The sequence below is a fragment of the Nostoc sp. LPT genome (assembly GCF_017115165.1).
Lineage (GTDB): Bacteria > Cyanobacteriota > Cyanobacteriia > Cyanobacteriales > Nostocaceae > Nostoc.
Map to the genome: position 1 here is coordinate 1 of NZ_JABXKF010000078.1, position 19383 is coordinate 19383.

Here is a 19383-nt window from a genome sequence, read left to right on the forward strand (position 1 = left end):
CATGAGCTTATGCGTTTAAAGCCCAATAAATTACCCTATTTTCAGAAGGGTCTGCGTGCTATGTTCTTTATCCAATCTGCTTTTTAGCTTCTTTGTCACCCCTTCAGAGAACAGCTTTAGGTAGAGCCTCAGAAGTGGGGTTACAGGGATTGACTCCAGGGGTATTTAACCAGAAATTAATCGCCAAGGAAGTGTCATTGTGGGATGAACTAGAGGAAGAAACGGGCGTTAAAGTTCCTGTATTTACCTTAGAACAAGATAAGGTTGCTAATTGGGCGCAAATGTTGTCGGGTAAGGGCAGTATTTGGACATCGGGATATGTGTTTAAGTTAGATGCAACTCCAGTTAAAAAGGAAACTGGGTTATTTAATCTTTCTCATGGTGATTTGAGTGCAGAACAGCGTGTACAGGCGTTTCGAGTCACAGCTTCCCCGATGGCACGAAAATTGGCGGGATTATTAGCTTCTGCTCCTATGATTAGCCTGCCAATTGTGCGATTGATTCAGGAAATAGTGTTAAAAGAGTCTCAACAAGTTCATGTGGCTGAGGTATTTTTAGGCGGATTATTAAAGCCGTTATCTGAGATTAATGTAGATACCAATCCTGATTATGTTCAGTATGATTTTATAGAGGGAGTACGAAAGTTATTAGTTGATTCTGTTCCTTCAAAGTATGTTTTGAATGTGGTGGATGAGGTATCGAAACATGTAGCAAAAAAATTAAATTGGTCATTGGATAAATTTGCTGCTGTATTGAGGAATCCAAAAAAAGTTGAGGATAGTAAGATTGCTGAGGAACTTGGATATTTTGCAACAGTTACGGCTCAGGTTTTGAGGTGTTTGGGTGGAGAGTATGCAAAGTTTGCTAATGAAATCGAAGTTAGTAGAATTGTTAAGCGACAACAGCCCCTTGCTAATTATTAAAAATGAAAAGCTGGAACGTAAACGAGAAATAAACGAGCGGGAGTTACAGCGCGAATTCAGCAATTTTAAAGAAATACTCACTACAAACCTTGCCACTAATCGCGGTCTACCAGAAATCCTAAATAGAATAAAGCATTATATTACTAACCTACCTCATGTAGGAATAGAACTCCCTAAAACCTGGGTCAAAGTGCGGGAAGCTTTAGAAAATGACTCCCGCGAATATATTAGCTTGGAAGAATATTTTAACATTTGTCAAGAACATGGTTTTAATAAACAGGAGGATAAACTTCAACTCAGTGGCTATCTACATGATTTAGGTGTATGCCTTCACTTCCAAGATGATGACTTTTTAATAAAAACCGTGATTCTCAAGCCTACTTGGGGTACAGATGCCGTTTACAAAGTATTAGATAATCCACAAGTCATTAAAAAACTAGGTAAATTTAACCCCAATGATTTAAAAAATATCTGGCAAGAAAACAAATACGCCAATATGCGAGCAGAACTCTTGCGGCTAATGATGAAATTTAAACTGTGCTACGAAATTCCTAGTAGCCCTGGCACTTATATTGCACCTCAATTACTCTCTGCCAACCAACCTGATTTCAATTGGGATGAATCCAATAATCTAATCCTGGGCTATAAATATCACTTCATGCCGAAAGGTATTCTCACACGGTTTATAGTCGAAATCCACTCCGATATTGAACAGCAAACCCTAGTTTGGAAAATAGGGGTTGTTCTTGCTAAAGACGAAACCCGTGCTGAAGTTATTGAACACTACAATCAACGAGAAATCAAAGTTCGCGTAGCAGGAAAACGCAAGAAAGAACTGCTAGCAGTTATTAACCATGAACTGGAAAAAATCCATAAGTCTTACGAACGCCTGGAATATAAAACACTTGTTCCCTGCAACTGTGAAAAGTGTAAGGATAGTCAAACGCCTTATTTTTATGAGCGAGACGTGTTGTACAACTCCCTGGATGCGCGTAATTACCAAATCCAGTGCCAGAAGAGTTTTCGTATGGTAGATGTCCGCAAACTAATTGACGATGTTTTACCGACTTCACCAAGTTCGGAAATACCCATGTCTGAACCTGTAACCAGAAATCAAGTTTTCATTAGCTATAGTCATCAAGATCAGGAGTGGCTTACCAAACTCCAGAAACACCTCAAGCCAATGATTCGCAACCAAAATATGGTAGTGTGGGACGATACTAAAATTCAACCTGGTGCAAAGTGGCGCGAAGAAATTAAACAAGCTTTAGCAGCAGCAAAAGTGGCAGTATTGTTAGTTAGCCCGGATTTTTTAGCATCAGACTTTATTGTCGATAATGAGTTACCGCCATTATTAGATGCGGCTGAAGCCGAAGGACTGACGATTATTTGGATACCTTTGAATTTTAGCAACTATGAGGAAACAGAAATTGAAAAGTATCAGTCAGCGCATCCTCCCAGTCAACCTTTAGACAGCCTGAACTCTGCACAAGAGAATCAAGCTTGGGCGAACATTTGTAAAAATATTAAAGCAGCAATCCGTTGGTAAAAGATTGAGAAGATTTTCTCGTGGTAGTAATGTGTCAACATCAGACAAGCAGGATATTCAGGTTTACGATACTCTTTCAGAGCCGCTACGCGATTAGAATATTTCACCCCAAAACTTAAGCGTGATTTTTGACCCAATTGCTAATGATGAAGACACTAAGAGTAATATGCAAACTCTACGGCGATCACTACGTGCCTGTAAAACCCAGAATTCACTAATGTAAGCTGTAGAATAATAAAGCCCCTTTGCTGTAATTACAATTCAATCACCTAAAGGTATTCAATGACACATTCTGAACACCTCAAGCAAATTCTGCATCAGGTTGAAAATGGACAGCAAACCGATGAGGACATAACATTTTTACGTCAGCTACTTCTGACTGGCGATCGCCAAATTGTATCGCAACTAGGCAAATACAACATTAATATTGGTGAAGGTAGAGACATACATATAGGCGATCACATTTACAACCAGTGGGATGAACAAGCGATCCAAGCTTTAATTGAATTTATCAAAAATCAGTTTGATTCTATCCCTCTCCTTCCTAGAGAATTGCCCCAACAAGAGTACATAAGCTTGAAAAATTTGTTGGGTTCAGGAAGATGGAGAGAAGCTAATGATACAACTAAAATCATTATTCTGAAGACAGTCAACAGAGAACAAGAAGGCTGGCTAACCGACGACAACATTCAAAACTTTCCCTCTCAAGTTCTCCAAATTATCGATCGCCTGTGGTTGCAGTACAGCAATCAACGTTTTGGGTTTAGCGTACAGAAGCGAATCTTCAATGAATGCGAAAAAAATCCACAAGCATTTGGCGATCGCGTTGGCTGGCGCATACAGGAAACTTGGATTTCCTCTAGCCAAATTATTGTCAACCCTACCCATGCACCAGAAGGTCATCTCCTTTGGGGAATTATGCAGGTTGTTACAATGGACAATGCACCTTTAAATGCTTTTGTTCATGGACTGCGAAACACCACAAAAACAATCATGCAACAGGATTGGCAAAAACAACTTCTTGCTGATTTTATGGCATTTGGTGGATTTTTGACAGGTGACAAGGTTGATAAAGAGGAGTTTAAGAGAAATTTGGAATACGAACTCTCTCACGATCAAGCATGGTGGGAAGGAGGAAGGCTAGAAGAGTTGAAAGTCCGCAAACTTTTTTCATTACTGACTGCGTGTCTCAATCTATAAAGTTGTTTTGCCATCATCATAATTCAGCACATAATAGTATTCAATGACACATCCTGAAAGCCTCCAGCAAATCCTGAATCGGGTTGAAATACCATTAAACTTTGGCATCTGAATACTGGAGAAATACCTCAAACTCTGCGACACCATTCAGATGCCGTTACTTGTCTTGTATTTAGTCCAGACGGTAAAACTTTAGTCAGTGGAAGTAATGATGAAACAATTGTAAAGTGGAAAATTACTGAAAACCAATTACAAGTTTTTCCGGAACGACATCGCAGAGGTGTGACATCGAGCGCATTTAGTCCAGATGGAGAAACACTAATTAGTGGAGGAAGAGATCAGACGATTAAAGTTTGGAGACGATAAAATCAGGCAATGCTGACAACAGCGAGAAAAGAAAGCCACTTAGCTGCGATCGCCTTCTAACCCAAATAAAAATTTACTGCTGAACCATAATCAAAATGACCACCCCTGAAGAATTAAACGCCATACTTGATCGCATAGTCAAAAACCAGCAGACTGAGACTGATATGACAGTCCTGCGGCGATCGCTCAGTGGTAGTGGTCAGATTGTCTCTCAGCAAGGGAAATATGCAGTCAACCTGGGACAAGGGCAGGAAATTCACATAGGCGATCGCACTTATTACGGCGCAGATGCAGAAATAATTCGAGAAATTGTCCGGTCTCTCCTTGAGGAACTAAAAGCCACTGGTCAATTTGCTGCATTTAAAGAACAGAATCAGCAGTCTGTTGATGAACTGATGCAACAAGTGCGATCGCTCATTCATGATGATATCCAGCGATTACATGGCACTATGCCACTATGGGGTGTAGCTCACTGGGTTCCTTTAGGTGATTTATTTGTGGATGTGAACATCCTAGAGGAACTGAGCAGTAGTCGGAAGTCAGAACTCGATGACCTGTGGCAAGATTTCACAACAGGGATGCAGAGGTATTCGGGCGATCGCAGTTTGGCTCGCATAGGCTTGGGCAGTGAGCGACAACGGGTTTCAGGGCTGGAGGTGCTGGCGAAGAATACAAATCTCATGATCGTGGGTAAACCAGGTTCAGGGAAGACCACCTATTTGCAGCGAGTAGTTACAGAATGCAACGCTGGCCATCTACAAACACACCGAATTCCAGCCTTGATTAAACTGCGAGAGTTTGTAGATGATGGACGTAAGTTTGCCTATTCGTTGGAGTGTTATTTTGAGCAGTGCTGGCAGTTATCAAATGCAGAAATTGATTTGATTTTCCATCAAGGTCGGGCATTGGTTTTGCTAGACGGTTTGGATGAAGTGACAGGAGAAGATGGTAAGAATATCACCAAGCAAATTAAGCAGTTTGCTCGTGACTATCCGCAGGTGCAGGTAATTTTGACCTGTCGAACGCAGAGCCAAGAATCGCAGTTTGAGCGATTTGACTATGTAGAAGTAGCAGATTTTAATGAAGGCCAGGTGCGATCGTTTTCTGAGCATTGGTTTAAAGCAGTCACGAAGGATGATTCAGCAGGATTAGCACGAGTGCAGAAGTTTCTAAATGAGCTTCTTCTAGAAACAAATAAACCGATTCGGGATTTAGCAATTACACCAATTTTGTTGAGTTTGACTTGTGTTGTGTTTCACTACACTGGCAACTTTTACTCACAGCATTCCAAGCTTTATGAGGAAGGGTTAGAGCTACTACTAGAGCAGTGGGAAAACTCACGGGAGATTGAGCGAGATGAGATTTACCGAGATTTATCACCAGAACGGAAGCTCGAATTACTTAGTTATCTAGCAGTGAAAAAGTTTGAACAGCCGCAGTATGTTTTGTTTGAACAGTCAGAAATTGAGGGTTACATAGCAGAGTTTTTGGAAATTGGGCTAAAGCATAAGGCGATCGCTACTCGAAGGAAGCTATCTCAAAGTCGTACAACAAAATATCGCTTACTCTAAAAAAACTAAGTGTTATTACTGAAAAACTTTAATGTTGTCCTGGGGTTGAGAAATAATCTACGTAAGACTTCAGAGAAAAATAATTTGTAAATTACCAATAAAAATATAAGCTTTAAAATTTACTTGATAATTAGCTAAATAATATAGCCGTATAGAAAAATACTTTATAAGATGTAGCAGGTGCTAAGACTCGAATAGATTAATAAACTATTTTATACCTGCTACTAAAAAAGTATAGTTGCTTTCTTAGCACTCTAGTCCAACCAGTCATTAGACATAAGGGTTTAGGGGAGCTAGTTTTCATGATTAGAGGAGGGATAATACCAGTCCAGTTACAAAGAGGAAGACACGAGTGACTGACATTGTAACTGGACAGATTGTGCGCGTGCGATCGCGGCAGTATCTTGTAGAAGAAGTTGTGTCGAAACCCTCTCCAGAGCAAGACACTAAAGTTAGTCTTTCTTGTTTAGAAGATGATGCGTTAGGAGAATCGCTAGAAGTCCTATGGGAACGGGAAATAGATGCGAAAATCGTAGGGGCGACATCATGGGAATCGATAGCGAATCGAGGTTTTGATAATCCGCGCCTGTTTTCTGCTTATTTGCACACATTACGGTGGAATTGCGTAACCTCCACAGATGCCAAGCTTTTTCAAGCGCCTTACCGAGCGGGTATAGAAGTCAAAGCTTATCAATTAGAGCCGCTACGTAAAGCTTTGCTAATGCCGAGAGTCGGTTTATTTATTGCGGATGATGTCGGTTTGGGCAAAACTATTGAGGCGGGACTGATACTGCGTGAGATGTTGATGCGGCAGAAAGTTAGACGAGTCGTTATCTCGTGTCCGCCATCGGTAGTGCGTCAGTGGCAAGAAGAAATGGAGAGTCGCTTTGGACTCACATTTATGATTCTTGACCGTGAGTTTATTGCTGCGCGTCGTCAAGAACGGGGTTATGGAATTAACCCTTGGATGACACACACTAGGTTCATTATTTCCCACGCCTTGCTACGAGATGAAACCTATGCCGCACCATTACGGGACTGGCTTGGTGATTTTGCAGCTGCTTCCATGCTCATCCTTGATGAAGCTCATAATGCTGCACCTGCGAGTGGTGCAAAGTATGCCGTTGATTCCCAACTTACCAAAACTGTTCGAGATTTAGCACCGCGTTTTGAACACAAGCTGTTTTTGTCTGCCACTCCCCACAATGGACATTCCAACAGCTTCGCCGCCTTACTAGAAATCCTTGATCCCCAGCGTTTCTGCCGAGGAGTACCCGTTCGTAATCGCAAGTTACTGGACACTGTAATGGTGCGGCGCTTAAAACAAGACTTACGGGAGATCGGAGAAGAGTTTCCCCAACGCTACGTTCTTCCTATAGTTATTGATAACCTGCCAGAAGACGCGCCCGAACTCAAATTATCCCGACTGCTGCAACAATATCGCAATCTGCGTGAAGAACGACTTAAGGATGCAGCGAAGTCTACCCAGACCACAGCGATGCTGGTAATTACTTCGCTACAAAAGCGTCTTTTGTCTTCCATTGAGGCATTTGCTCGGACTTTAAAGGTGCATCGGACGGGGATGGAAAAACAAGCGGCTCACCGCCCCTCCACACATCAAGCCAGTCTACCGTTGCTGTTTGAATCCCCTGGTGCAGATGACGAACGGGCTGAATTTTCCGAAGAGGAAGTAATTGCAGAAGAAGATGCTCAAATGGCAGCAGCTAGTATGCAAGCTGCGGGACAAACAGCGCGTGAATTAGCAATTTTAGATGAAATGGCGGATGTTGCGAATTCCTCTCGCTACCAGCCAGATCCGAGGATTCAACAACTGGTGGAGTGGATTCGCCAAAATCTTTGTCCCGATCTGGGTCAACCTAATGCTGCTTGGTTAGAACGACGAGTAATTATCTTTACAGAATATACAGATACTAAACGTTATTTACAACAGCAATTACAAAGTGCGATCGCTGGCTCTAACCGTGAACAAGAACGCATAGATGTATTTCACGGAGGCATTGGAGAAGAACGCCGCGAAGCTATCAAAAGTGCATTTAACGCTGATCCGGCGCGTCATCCCCTGCGAATCCTGATTGCCACAGATGCAGCACGAGAGGGGGTGAACCTGCAAAACAACTGTGCTGACTTGTTCCACTTTGATGTGCCGTGGAACCCATCAAGGATGGAGCAGCGCAATGGACGGATTGACCGCAAATTACAGCGATCGCCTGTTGTCCATTGCTACTACTTTGTCTTACCGCAACGCACAGAAGACAAAGTATTGGATGTACTGGTGCGGAAAACAGCCACGATTCAACAAGAACTTGGTAGCCTTGCACCAGTAGTTGAAAGAAATGTGTCGCGCTTACTGGCTAATGGGATTCGCCACCAAGAAGTAAATCATCTTGCCGATTCGATTAATCAGGCAGAACAACTCAATAACAAGGAAACAGTAAACACGCAAATAATTAATGAAGAACTGGAGCAAGCCAGACTCCGCCAACAGGATTTGACTAAACAAGTTGAGCAGTTACAACAAATGTTGAAAGACTCGCGGGTTTGGTTGGGACTAGATGACAATCACTTCCGTAATGCAATTTCTGCTTCTTTAGAAATTCTGGGAGTCCCAACACTTGCCCCTGTAGATGTGAATGAGGTTGCTAACAATCCTGTCACTGCCCGTTGGACAATTCCGGCTCTCGATCAGCGTACTGGTGCAGATCCTACATGGTCAACTACACTTGATACCCTGAGAACACCTCGGAAAATCGGACAAAAGCCTTGGGAATGGCGAAAATCAGCACCAATTCGCCCTGTAGTCTTTCGAGATCCTGGTTCTTTAGATGGGGATGTAGTTCATCTGCATTTAGAACACAGAATTGTCCAGCGTTTACTGAGCAGATTTTTAGCTCAGGGTTTCTTGCATGATGAATTAACTCGTGCTTGTGTTTGTCTGACTAATGACCCAATGCCAAAAGTGATTGCACTGGGACGGCTGGCTCTGTATGGTGAACGGGCTTCTCGCTTGCACGACCAGGTGATTGCAGTAGCAGCAGAGTGGTCAGACCCAACCAGCCGGGGACGCAAGAAACTTCAGCCTTTAAGAGAAGGCGAGAAAGACAACGTACTAGAATTACTCGAAAATTCCCTAGCTTCCCCACACTTGCTGCAAGTTGCCGAAGCAGTGAAAGAGCGACTGAAAAAAAGTGCTGCCCAAGATGTAGCAGAATTAATTCCGCATTTGGAACGCCGCGCCACAGGTTTGGCAGAAAGTGCACAGAAAAAGCTGGCCAATCGGGGTACTAAAGAAGCTGCTGAGATGAAGAACATTCTGGAAGAACAACAGACGCGAATTATCAAGTGTCAGGAAGAATCTAAGGCAGTGCAGTTGTCTCTTCCATTCATAGAGGAACAGCGCCAATTGGATGCAGACCGTCGCCATTGGGAGAAACGCCTTCAAGCGATCGCAACCGAACTAGTTTCAGAACCAGCCCGGATTGAAGCCGCCTACAAAGTAAAAGCAGTGCGAGTTGAGCCAGTCGGCGTAATTTATTTATGGCCGATTTCCGGCTAGAGGGAGTATAAACAATGGCAAACGATCCAGAAATTCGCTTACATAAAGAATGGTTAGGCTTTCTCCAGCCGGTGGGGTTGGTGGTGTCTCCGCCTGCATTGTCAGCAGCCCAAGCTGTGGTTAACCGCAATGTAGTGGAACTGCAACAAACATTGCAAGAAGTTGCCAGACGCGAACCCCTCTCTGGTGATATAGACAAAGAAACCTTTGGAATTGACGACTTTCCTGCTTTCACTATCAATGTTTTAGGTTGGCAACCAGAAGATTTAGTTGTTAGTCCAGAGGAATTAGCGATCGCACTCCCAGATTACAACGAAGTTTTGATACCCACGTATGCTGTACCTGACCCTAATGGCAACTGGATGATGCTGGTACAGGTGCTTCCTGATGGTACTGAACTTGACAATGCAGGCGCGGAGGATAGTAAATCTACTGGTTGGCACGCTAGCCCCCAGTCTAAGTTTGAGCGCCTTTTAAAAGAAACAAAAGTTTATACTGGGCTATTGTGCAACGGTACAGAATTGCGTTTGGTTTATGCACCACTTGGTGAGTCATCGGGACACCTGACTTTTCCTGTACAGGCGATGTGTGAGGTATCTGGGCGGCTGATTTTGGGTGCAATGGAGATGTTGCTCTCGGCTGATCGACTGTTTAATGTCCCTAGCGATCGCCGTTTGTCTGCAATCCTGGAAAAAAGCCGGAAATATCAAAACGATGTCTCTATAAAGCTAGCAGAGCAGGTATTAGAGGCTTTATGGGATTTACTGCGCGGCTTCCAAATAGCAGATGCAACCACTAAAAGCTGCTTAGTGAGTGACATTGCCACTACTGCGCCTCAGCATATTTACGGTGGACTGATTACCATCTTGCTGCGATTGGTATTCCTGCTTTACGCTGAAGACCGGGGACTGATGTCTCAAGATGCAGTTTATACACGTTACTACTCAGTTAGTGGACTTTACGAGCGCTTGAGAGAAGATGCAGGCAACTACCCGGATACAATGGATCAGAGGTATGGTGCTTGGGCATGGTTGCTGAGTCTGTTTCGTTTGGTTTACGAAGGCGGGGGTCATGCTGATTTGTACTTACCTGCTCGTCATGGGCAACTATTTGACCCAGATGAATATCGGTTTTTAGAAGGTCGTTCCCAGTCTACAGAATATCAAACAGGGGAAAGTCTTGAACCGCCTCGCATTTCAGATGGGGTAATTCACAGAGTATTGCAAGGGTTGCTGGTATTGGATGGAGAACGTCTGTCTTACCGTTCTCTAGATGTTGAACAAATTGGTTCCGTCTATGAAGCGATTATGGGCTATGAGGTAGAAAGAGCAAGTAGTCCTGTTATCGGTGTTTGGAGTAAACCCAAAGGTTCCAAATCTTCGGTGACGGTGGTTGTCAGCGTTGAGGAAGTTCTCAAAACGAAGGTGGGAGAACGGGCTAAATATTTAAAGGATGTTGCAGGTTGTGAAATTACTGGTAAATCCTTAACTGAGTTAAAGGATGCGACGACAGCAGAGGATGTAGTGGCGGCGTTAGGACGCAAGGTATCACCAAAAACGCCGAGTTTAATGCCTGTGGGTTCTCTGTATTTGCAACCGGGGGAAGAACGGCGGCGTAGTGGTTCTCATTATACGCCTCGTGCTTTGACTGAGCCGATTGTTAAAGAAACTCTCAGACCGATTTTATCGGCTTTGGGAGAAAACCCTACACCAGAGCAGATTTTAGAGTTGAAAGTTTGTGATTTGGCGATGGGTTCGGGCGCATTCTTGGTCGAAAGTTGTCGTCAGTTGGCTGAAAAATTAGTTGAAGCGTGGAATAAGCAAAACGTATTACCTGAAATTCCAATTGATGAAGAACCGTTACTTTATGCACGGCGGTTAGTAGCGCAACGGTGTTTGTATGGTGTGGATAAAAACCCCTTTGCGGTGAATTTGGCTAAATTATCTTTGTGGTTGGCGACTTTGGCGAAGGCTCATCCTTTTACGTTTTTAGACCATGCTTTGAAGTGGGGAGATTCTTTAGTTGGGTTGACTTCTGAACAAATTAAAACGTTTAATTGGGATGAAGACAAGACTTATAAAGACCCAAACTTACCTTTGTTTAATCTAGCAATGGAGAAAGCGAAGTTTTATCGCAATGGAATTCACAATTTAGATGAAGATAATTATGCAGCTAAACGCGATTTTTACAAAAATATAGAAACAGAGTTGGGGGATATTCGACTGAAAGGGGATTTGGTTATTGCTTCATTTTTCGCTAAGGATAAGGACAAGGCGAGAAAGGATGAGCGGGATAATTCATGGTTGAAGTTTTATCAATGGCAGAAAAATCAAGAAGATGATTTAGATGTCAGGCGTATTTGTGCAGAGTTGAGGTATGGGGAGAAACCAGTTCCGGCATTTAATTGGGAGATTGAATTTCCAGAAGTATTTGATAGAGAAAATACGGGGTTTGATGCGATTGTTGGTAATCCGCCATTTGCCGGGAAGAATACAACAATAAATGCTCATGCTTCTGGTTATCAGGATTGGTTAAAAGTTGTTAATCCAGAATCTCATGGGAATGCTGATTTAGTAGCGCATTTTTTCAGACGAGCGTTTAGCCTTTTACGCCAGTCTGGATGTTTTGGATTAATTGCCACAAATACCATTGCCCAAGGTGACACTCGCAGCACTGGTTTGAGATATATCTGTGAGCAGGGCGGTACGATTTACAATGCTCAAAAGCGGTTAAAGTGGCCGGGTTTAGCGGCGGTTGTCGTGAGTGTTATTCATGTTTTTAAAGGGAAATACGAAAATAGAAAATTGCTAGATGGACGAGAGGTTAATTTAATTTCTGCATTTTTATTTCATACTGGTGGCAATGAAAATCCCAAAGTGTTATTAGTAAATGCTGACAAAAGCTTTCAGGGTAGCATCGTATTAGGAATGGGTTTTACATTTGACGATTCTAATCCTGATGCTACACCTATTACTGAAATGCACCAGTTGATTGAACAAAATCCCAAAAATATCGAGAGAATTTTTCCTTATATTGGGGGTGAAGAGGTTAACTCAAGTCCAACTCATGCACATCATCGTTATGTGATTAACTTTGGTGATATGACTGAGGCTGAGGCTAGGGAATATCCTGATTTGATGAAGATTGTAGAGAAAAAGGTTAAGCCTCAAAGAATTTCACTACCTCCCAAAAATTCCTGGAATAAAACTGTTGCTGAAAAATGGTGGTTGTTTGGTGCAGATAGAGTAGAACTCCGTAGTGCAATTGCCCCTCTTAATTGCGTATTGGTAAGTTGCATTATCGGTAAAAATTTATCTTTTGCCTTTTTACCAAATGGGATAGTTTATTCTCATAAACTAGTCGTTTTTGCAATGGATAGAAATACAGCTTTTACTATTTTACAAAGTCGTATTCACGAAATATTCGCAAGATTTTTTTCTTCTACTATGAAGGATGATCTTAACTATTCTCCTACCGACTGCTTCCAAACCTTCCCTTTCCCCGAAAACTGGGAAACCAACCCCACGCTAGAAACCATAGGCAAAGAATACTACGAATACCGTGCCGCCTTAATGGTTCGCAACAACCAGGGACTCACCGACACCTACAACCGCTTCCACGATCCCGACGAACGCCACCCCGATATTTTACAACTACGCTTACTCCACGCCCAAATGGATCGCGCCGTTCTCGATGCTTACGGCTGGACAGATATTTCCACAGACTGCACCTTCCTGCTTGATTACGAAGACGAAGAAGACGACGAAAACACCAGCAAACGCCAGAAGAAAAAGCCTTGGCGCTACCGTTGGCCCGAAGAAATTCACGACGAAGTATTAGCCCGCTTACTCGAACTCAACCAGCAATACGCCGAAGCAGAAATTTTAGGCGGTAAAGCTGCTGAGAAATCCAAGGCAAAAGGGAATACTAAAAAAGTAGCGAAATCTCGCAAGGCGACGGAAACGACTTTAACTATTCCTGATTTCCCCTCTACTTCTATGTGAGAGGTTCAACGTTAGCCATACCGATGAATTCCCAAAAAAGCATAGCCATCCTAAATCATTTATGAACACTTACTGTTCCCTGTTCCCTATTCCCTGTTCCCTGCCCTCATTATGACCACATCTGCCGAAGTACGATCGCATCTAATCCGCGCCATGCAACTAGACTTGGTGGGGCCAACCCCTGATGATGTTGAATATGCCGAGGAAATCCTCACCCAAGCTCCTTCTAAGTGGTATCTTACAGGTTTTTTAGTACCTTTTGGAGCGCCTGTTGAAGTGCGATCGGACGAAACAGCAGATGACACACTCGAACAACTTAGTAGCAGTGATACTAATGAAGATGCCAATGCTCCCGAAACCTCCTCAGCCCGTAAAGCTCACTTTCCTTCTTCCATTGGCTTGAGCTTTCTTCTACCAGAAAATACCACAGAACTGAATATAACTGTCCAGTGGGGTGACTACCAATTTCTTGAAAGCGAAACAGAATTAGATGATAGCGAGAATCCTCAGTCAGCCAAGCAAGAATTATGGCAACGCTCTCCTCATTGCATTAGTATGCCTATTTCCCTGCTGGGAAATCAGCGAAAAATTCAGATTGAAGTTCCAGACAGCAACGGCTTAAAGTTATTTGTGTCAAATCGGGCTGTAGCTTCATCACCTCAACAAAAACTCCCTGTTGGTACGCGTTCAGTTTCAGTATTCTTAGTTAACTACCGCAGCAACAATCCCAACCAAAAGCACGACATCAGTTTTATTTTTCAAGCCTGCCTCACCATCCGCACAGCTGACGCTTTTGTATCCCGCCCTAACTTGCGGGGGCAAAACAGCCAAGACAGGGACGAAGCGGTGTCAAGCCTGCAATACCGCAACGATTGCGAATATGCTGTTGGACACAACGTTTCTGCTATTACTATCCTTAGCTCGAATCATATCTGTCAAGAAATTCGTACTAACTGGATGCCCACAGCAGAGGTGGCCAGAGTAGAACCAGCAGATATTCCGGGGCTAGAACTAGGCATGGAAGCATTGGCTAAGGCAAAAGACGCGGCAACAATATCTGAGATGGTTTACCCAATGGTGACTGCATATACTAAATGGATTACCAAACAGCAAGCCGCAGCCCCCACTGAACCGCACCAAGGAAAGATTGCTAGTGAATTATTAACCACAGCTAGCAGGATTAAGCAACGCATTGCCGCTGGATTACAAGCTTTAGACGATCCTCTGGTGTTAGAAGCTTTTCAAATTGCTAACCAAGCCCTAGCAACTGCTAGAAGACAACGCCGAACTCACGATAATCCAGACAAATCCCCTGAAGACTTTTCACCACCGAAGTGGCGACCTTTCCAGCTAGCTTTTCTGCTGTTGAACATTCTGAGCATTGCTCAACCAGAACATCCAGATCGGGAAATTGTCGATTTGCTGTTCTTTCCCACAGGTGGTGGCAAAACCGAAGCCTATTTAGGGTTAGCAGCGTTCACTCTCGTGCTGCGTCGTCTGCGCGATCCTAGTATCCACTCTGCTGGTGTCAGCGTTCTCATGCGCTACACTCTGCGCCTCCTGACCCTAGACCAATTGGAAAGAGCCGCAACCCTCGTCTGTGCCTTAGAACTAGAACGTCAGCAAAATTCTAGACTAGGTAAGCATCCCTTTGAGATTGGGTTGTGGGTTGGGCAGGGTGCTACACCCAATAAAATGGGTAAAAAAGGCGACAAAGATAATTCAGCTTGGGCGCGGACTCAAGATTTTGATCGGCATTATCCTCATAAACCAAAGCCGATTCCCCTAGAAAGGTGTCCTTGGTGTGGCACGGAATTGAAAGCGCGATCGTTTCAACTTTTACCACTTGCCGATGCACCTACTGACCTGCGGGTAATCTGCGACAACCGGAAAAAACACGCAGATGGTAAACCTGCTTGTGTATTTAAAGGCAACAACCCCCTACCCATCGTTGCCGTAGATGAACAAATCTATCGACGGCTTCCTTGCTTCATAATTTCCACCGTTGATAAATTTGCGAATCTGCCTTGGGTTGGTCAAACTGGAGCGCTATTTGGCAAGGTAACTCATTTTGATGAAAAAGTAGGATTCACTGGGCCAGCTGATGCTAAAACCAAAGGTCGAGCCTTAGACAAAAATTTACCCCCACCAGATTTGATTATTCAAGACGAATTGCACTTGATTTCTGGGCCTCTGGGAACAATGGTGGGATTATACGAAACGGTTATCGATGTTCTGTGTAGTGTGGCGCACAATGATAAAACTATCCGACCGAAGATTATTGCTTCCACTGCTACAGTCCGCCGTGCGGAGCGCCAAATTCAAGCTTTATTTAGTCACAGCCAGGTAGATATTTTTCCGCCTCCTGGGCCCGATCGCCACGACTCCTTTTTTGCCGAAACCGTACCAATTACTAATACACCGGGACGGCTTTATGTCGGAGTTGTAGCCCAAGGACGCAGCCTTAAGGTAGTTCTGTTACGAGCATACTTAGCCCTGTTGGGAGCAGCTAAACAAGCTTGGGAAGATGCCGGCGGAAAAACAAATCAGCATAATCCTGCTGACCCTTATATGACACTGCTAGGTTATTTTAATTCCCTGCGGGAATTAGGTGGTAGTCGCCGCCTAGTGGAAGATGAGGTAAACTCGCGCCTGAGTCATTATGGCGATCGCCGTCGCTACCAAGAACCGTTTAGCTTATTTTGCGATCGCAAAATAGATGATGAACCAGAAGAATTAACCTCTCGCATCAGCACTAACAAAGTTGCTAATACCAAACGTCGTCTAGCTTTACCTTTTTATGAGAAAGAAAGAGTTGATATTGCCCTAGCAACTAACATGATTTCCGTAGGGCTAGATATCACGCGCCTAGGGCTGATGGTAGTTTTAGGACAGCCGAAAACCACTGCCGAATACATCCAAGCCACCAGCCGCGTCGGTCGAGAAGCTGAAAAACCTGGTTTAGTCGTTACCTTACTCAACATTCACCGACCGCGCGATCGCTCTCACTACGAACGTTTTCAAATCTGGCATGATACTTTCTACCGCACAGTGGAAGCAAGTAGCGTTACTCCCTTCTCACCCCGCGCCATCGATCGGGGTTTATCAGGTGTTACCGTTGCCCTTGCCAGATTAGGTAATCCAGAAATGACAGCACCTCTGGGTGCTGCTCAAATTACCCAACATCGCCTGCTTTTAGATTTTGTGGTGGATGCGATCGTTAAACGTGCAGAAGGACATAGCCCCTTAAAAGCCGATGAAGCCGAAAGTCTGCGTCAAGAAATCCGGCGACAAGTTATAGACCGTTTAGATACATGGCAACATATTGCCGTGCAAGACCAACACTTACAATATCAACGCAATGAAATAGAGATGGCAGCCCCTTTACTACTTGATGCCCTTGACCCCAAGGCGGACAAAGAAAGTAGCGATCGGCAAAAATTCAAAGCCCAACGCAGCTTGCGGGATGTCGAGCCAGTAGTGAAACTTTTTGTGCGTGACCCTGTTGGTTTAGAAATAGAGGAAGAAGTTTAATGGACTTACAAATCAAAAAATATCCCAAAACTGACACAAAAATCCTCTCAATTTCTCCTCTCTCTGTGTTCTCTGCGTCTCTGTGGTTTGATAATTTATTTCTTGGAAATTCCTAATGAAGAAGTCAAATAATAAAATAAAACCACAAGCAGAAATCCGCCAAAGCCAGCTTTTATCAACCTTTGGCCCAGGAGCAATGGTAGATTTACCTAAATACTCGGTAGTAATTGGGGGATTGACCTACTGGAAAGGCGAAATGCAGCCCATTCGTGAAGACCGTTTGAAAGATAAAGTTTGCGAAATGCTGCAAGTTAAGAATATCGAACTATTTAGTCCACCGCGAGAGACTTCAGACCCTAATATGCCTCTTACTGGTGTGGATGCATTTATTTTTCCTGCTTGGTTTGTAGCTCAAGTCGATCAAACCATTCGCTTCTACGGTAAAGATTACCGTACCCGTCCCCTAGCTAACTGGCGAACAGTTAAGGAGGGATCAAAATTTGAAGGACAGCCCGGGTTCAGCTTCAAAAGCATGACAGTGTTCAGCTAGACGATGCAGGTATGAATGCAATTCTGGCAACTCACCAAATCGATGCAATAAAACTTCGACAAGACGACTTTGAGGGTTTCATGGCATCGCGTCAACGGATGATACTTGGCAAAATTGAAGCTGCTATGGGCAAACCAGTCTTGGCTGTGGATGATTCAGCATTCAGCGATGTGACAGATGAAGAAGAGTGATTGGAGATAGATTAACTTCGCACTCAATGATGCTGTTTTAACATTCACATCACTTACTCTCTTACTGCATATTTGACCTTGACGGTATAGATAGCGGAATTAAGTAATCTCCAAGTCAGAAGATGGAGTTTTTTCAAGTAAAAGATATATGAGTAATACTGAATTTCATCCTTGCCCAATCTGTTCGACCCCAACTCGATATTTTTCAAGATATCCACGCGCAGTTGGGAGTGGGAGCGACCTTTGCCTTGCATCCTCTGTTGTTACTTACTGGGATAGTTGTGGGTGGTGCGGGAATTGCGATCGCACGAGAGTTAAACAAGCGCCCTCAGTTGCAGTTGGTTGTTGATAATACATGAGGGGTAAATTATGTTTACTCCTACACCTGTGCGAAATAAACAGCCTGTTAATAAATCGAGAGGATGATATCATGTATGTCAAGTTTGCTGCTGCGATAATTTGCATAGCTTTGTGTTCGCTCAATGTTGTAGCGGCAGTCAAACGTACCCCTATTCGTACTACCCTTGAAGGTTCAACTCGCACCACGGTCGAGATGATGCCATCTCCCAATTCAGGAGTGCATTGGATGAGTGCAGTTATATTTATGGCTGGGTTTGCTTGTTTTTTGGGCTGGGGAATTTCTGACTATAACAATGCAATTGAAGAAAGAGATGAACTGTCTGATAACTTGGCTAATCCTGGCAATCGACAACTTGATGTTGGTGTTTCTGATACTGATATTCAGCCTTCTTTAATGCACCCAGTGTCACCTACTCCTGGGATGAGATTAAATAGCGAATTCTCTGCCAAGAATGTAGTCCAACTTTCTCCTCGTTCTAGTGTTTCTAGGTTAGGGCGAGTACATAGTAGCCAATTTGTTGAAGATGGAGTGCAAAACCAATCTGGAATGTTATCTCCAGAGGAGTTTTACGCCCAACTTCAAGATGAAGATTTCTGGGAAGATACTAACTCCCAGGTAAATGATAAACCTGCCAGCTAGTTACTTAATTTGAGGTCATATTAAGTTTTATAACTGGCGTAATGCTGTGGCATTGGTACAAAAGCTTCAGTTTTCATTATCGGCTGTTGTACCCACTGCTGCACCTGGCATGAATATATCTTCTACTCCTGTTCCTAAACGCTATTCTCCTCAAGTAAGGGAACCTGCAACATCTGGGGATGGCCTAAATTCTCCTGATTGCCGTGTGGCTAGGAATGATTTTGAGGAAGTATTGAGTACTGCAAGGATTGGTTGTTGGCAGCTTTCTCCTGCTAATGCGAAAAGGCGTTGAGGGAATGCGAATAATCTTTGAAACTGACGCTGACAAGGAGGTTAGTAATTCGACTGTAACTAACTTGGATGAGACGGTCGATACTAGTTCGAGTGCAAATTGGAGATATGCGATCGCACAGTACAACTTGCGGTTTGCACCTAATTTTGTCATGCCGCGAGTGATTTGTCTGATTGACGAGTGTTTTGATTTACTTTCTGATGATAAGTACTGCGATCGCATTGAGACTGCGTTGATCAAGTTGCTTGCAAAAGCGGGTGGTGCAGGAATTCACCTACTATTGTACACGCAACGGCCTGATAAGAACGTGATAGACCCGTTGATTCGCTCAAACTTTCCGGCAAAGACAGCCTTTGTTACGACTCGCCCTGAAGACAGTTGTATTATCCTTGGGGACGATAAAGACAAACGTGCGGTTTATTTACTGGGATACGGAGATTTCTTGTATAAAACAACTGAGGTGCTGCGACTCCAGGCGCTTTATGTAGCTGATGATGAAGACCCTGAATACTTCCAGCAATTACTCTTGAAAGCAAAAAACCAAAACGATCCCTATACAGCATGGAAATCTGGGTTAGACTTTGATGAATTTGTCGCTAGTTTGTATGGCGAGAGTTTTGTACGCGTTC

At 43.6% G+C, this 19383-nt stretch carries 14 protein-coding genes and 1 pseudogene; all 15 read left to right on the plus strand.

The features are described 5' to 3' along the window. Nucleotides 1-92: 92 nt before the first annotated feature. Nucleotides 93-923, plus strand: coding sequence for a hypothetical protein (locus HWQ58_RS16690; protein WP_292864634.1), 831 nt, complete (start codon nt 93-95; stop codon nt 921-923). Next, nucleotides 868-2472, plus strand: coding sequence for a COR domain-containing protein (locus tag HWQ58_RS16695; protein ID WP_366838087.1), 1605 nt, complete (start codon nt 868-870; stop codon nt 2470-2472). The genes HWQ58_RS16690 and HWQ58_RS16695 overlap by 56 nt, the downstream gene beginning before the upstream one ends. Nucleotides 2473-2572: 100 nt before the next feature. Beyond that, complete coding sequence (locus HWQ58_RS38470; protein WP_366838106.1) at nt 2573-2695, plus strand: hypothetical protein; 123 nt, start codon at nt 2573-2575, stop codon at nt 2693-2695. Between the two features lie 59 nt (nt 2696-2754). Next, nucleotides 2755-3672 (plus strand): GUN4 domain-containing protein, encoded by a 918-nt coding sequence (locus HWQ58_RS16700; protein ID WP_292864637.1) that lies wholly within the window; start codon nt 2755-2757, stop codon nt 3670-3672. 135 nt (nt 3673-3807) lie between these two features. Further along, nucleotides 3808-4038, plus strand: coding sequence for a hypothetical protein (locus HWQ58_RS38475; RefSeq protein ID WP_366838108.1), 231 nt, complete (start codon nt 3808-3810; stop codon nt 4036-4038). 95 nt (nt 4039-4133) lie between these two features. Further along, nucleotides 4134-5609, plus strand: a complete 1476-nt coding sequence (locus HWQ58_RS16705) for an NACHT domain-containing protein (protein ID WP_292864640.1) — start codon at nt 4134-4136, stop codon at nt 5607-5609. A gap of 352 nt (nt 5610-5961) precedes the next feature. After that, a complete protein-coding gene (gene drmD / locus HWQ58_RS16710) occupies nt 5962-9183 on the plus strand; it encodes a DISARM system SNF2-like helicase DrmD (RefSeq protein ID WP_292864643.1) in 3222 nt (1073 codons plus the stop codon). Between the two features lie 14 nt (nt 9184-9197). Then, nucleotides 9198-13187, plus strand: coding sequence for a DNA methyltransferase (locus tag HWQ58_RS16715; protein WP_292864646.1), 3990 nt, complete (start codon nt 9198-9200; stop codon nt 13185-13187). A 111-nt stretch (nt 13188-13298) separates the two neighbouring features. After that, nucleotides 13299-16721, plus strand: a complete 3423-nt coding sequence (gene drmA, locus HWQ58_RS16720) for a DISARM system helicase DrmA (protein ID WP_292864649.1) — start codon at nt 13299-13301, stop codon at nt 16719-16721. Nucleotides 16722-16836: 115 nt separating this feature from the next. Continuing rightward, nucleotides 16837-17271 carry a hypothetical protein gene (locus HWQ58_RS16725; RefSeq protein ID WP_292864652.1) on the plus strand — a complete coding sequence of 145 codons (435 nt, stop codon included), beginning with the start codon at nt 16837-16839 and terminating at the stop codon, nt 17269-17271. 11 nt (nt 17272-17282) lie between these two features. Continuing rightward, nucleotides 17283-17462: a hypothetical protein gene (locus HWQ58_RS16730; protein WP_292864655.1), complete on the plus strand. Its 180-nt coding sequence runs from the start codon at nt 17283-17285 to the stop codon at nt 17460-17462. A 230-nt stretch (nt 17463-17692) separates the two neighbouring features. Continuing rightward, entirely contained in the window at nt 17693-17821 is a 129-nt protein-coding gene (locus tag HWQ58_RS16735; RefSeq protein WP_292864657.1) for a hypothetical protein, read from the plus strand. A 71-nt stretch (nt 17822-17892) separates the two neighbouring features. Further along, complete coding sequence (locus HWQ58_RS16740; protein ID WP_292864659.1) at nt 17893-18462, plus strand: hypothetical protein; 570 nt, start codon at nt 17893-17895, stop codon at nt 18460-18462. Nucleotides 18463-18508: 46 nt separating this feature from the next. Continuing rightward, nucleotides 18509-18754 (plus strand): hypothetical protein, encoded by a 246-nt coding sequence (locus tag HWQ58_RS16745; protein ID WP_292864662.1) that lies wholly within the window; start codon nt 18509-18511, stop codon nt 18752-18754. A 112-nt stretch (nt 18755-18866) separates the two neighbouring features. Further along, nucleotides 18867-19370: pseudogene (locus HWQ58_RS16750) on the plus strand (DNA translocase FtsK); the annotation flags it as partial. Between the last annotated feature and the right edge of the window lie 13 nt (nt 19371-19383).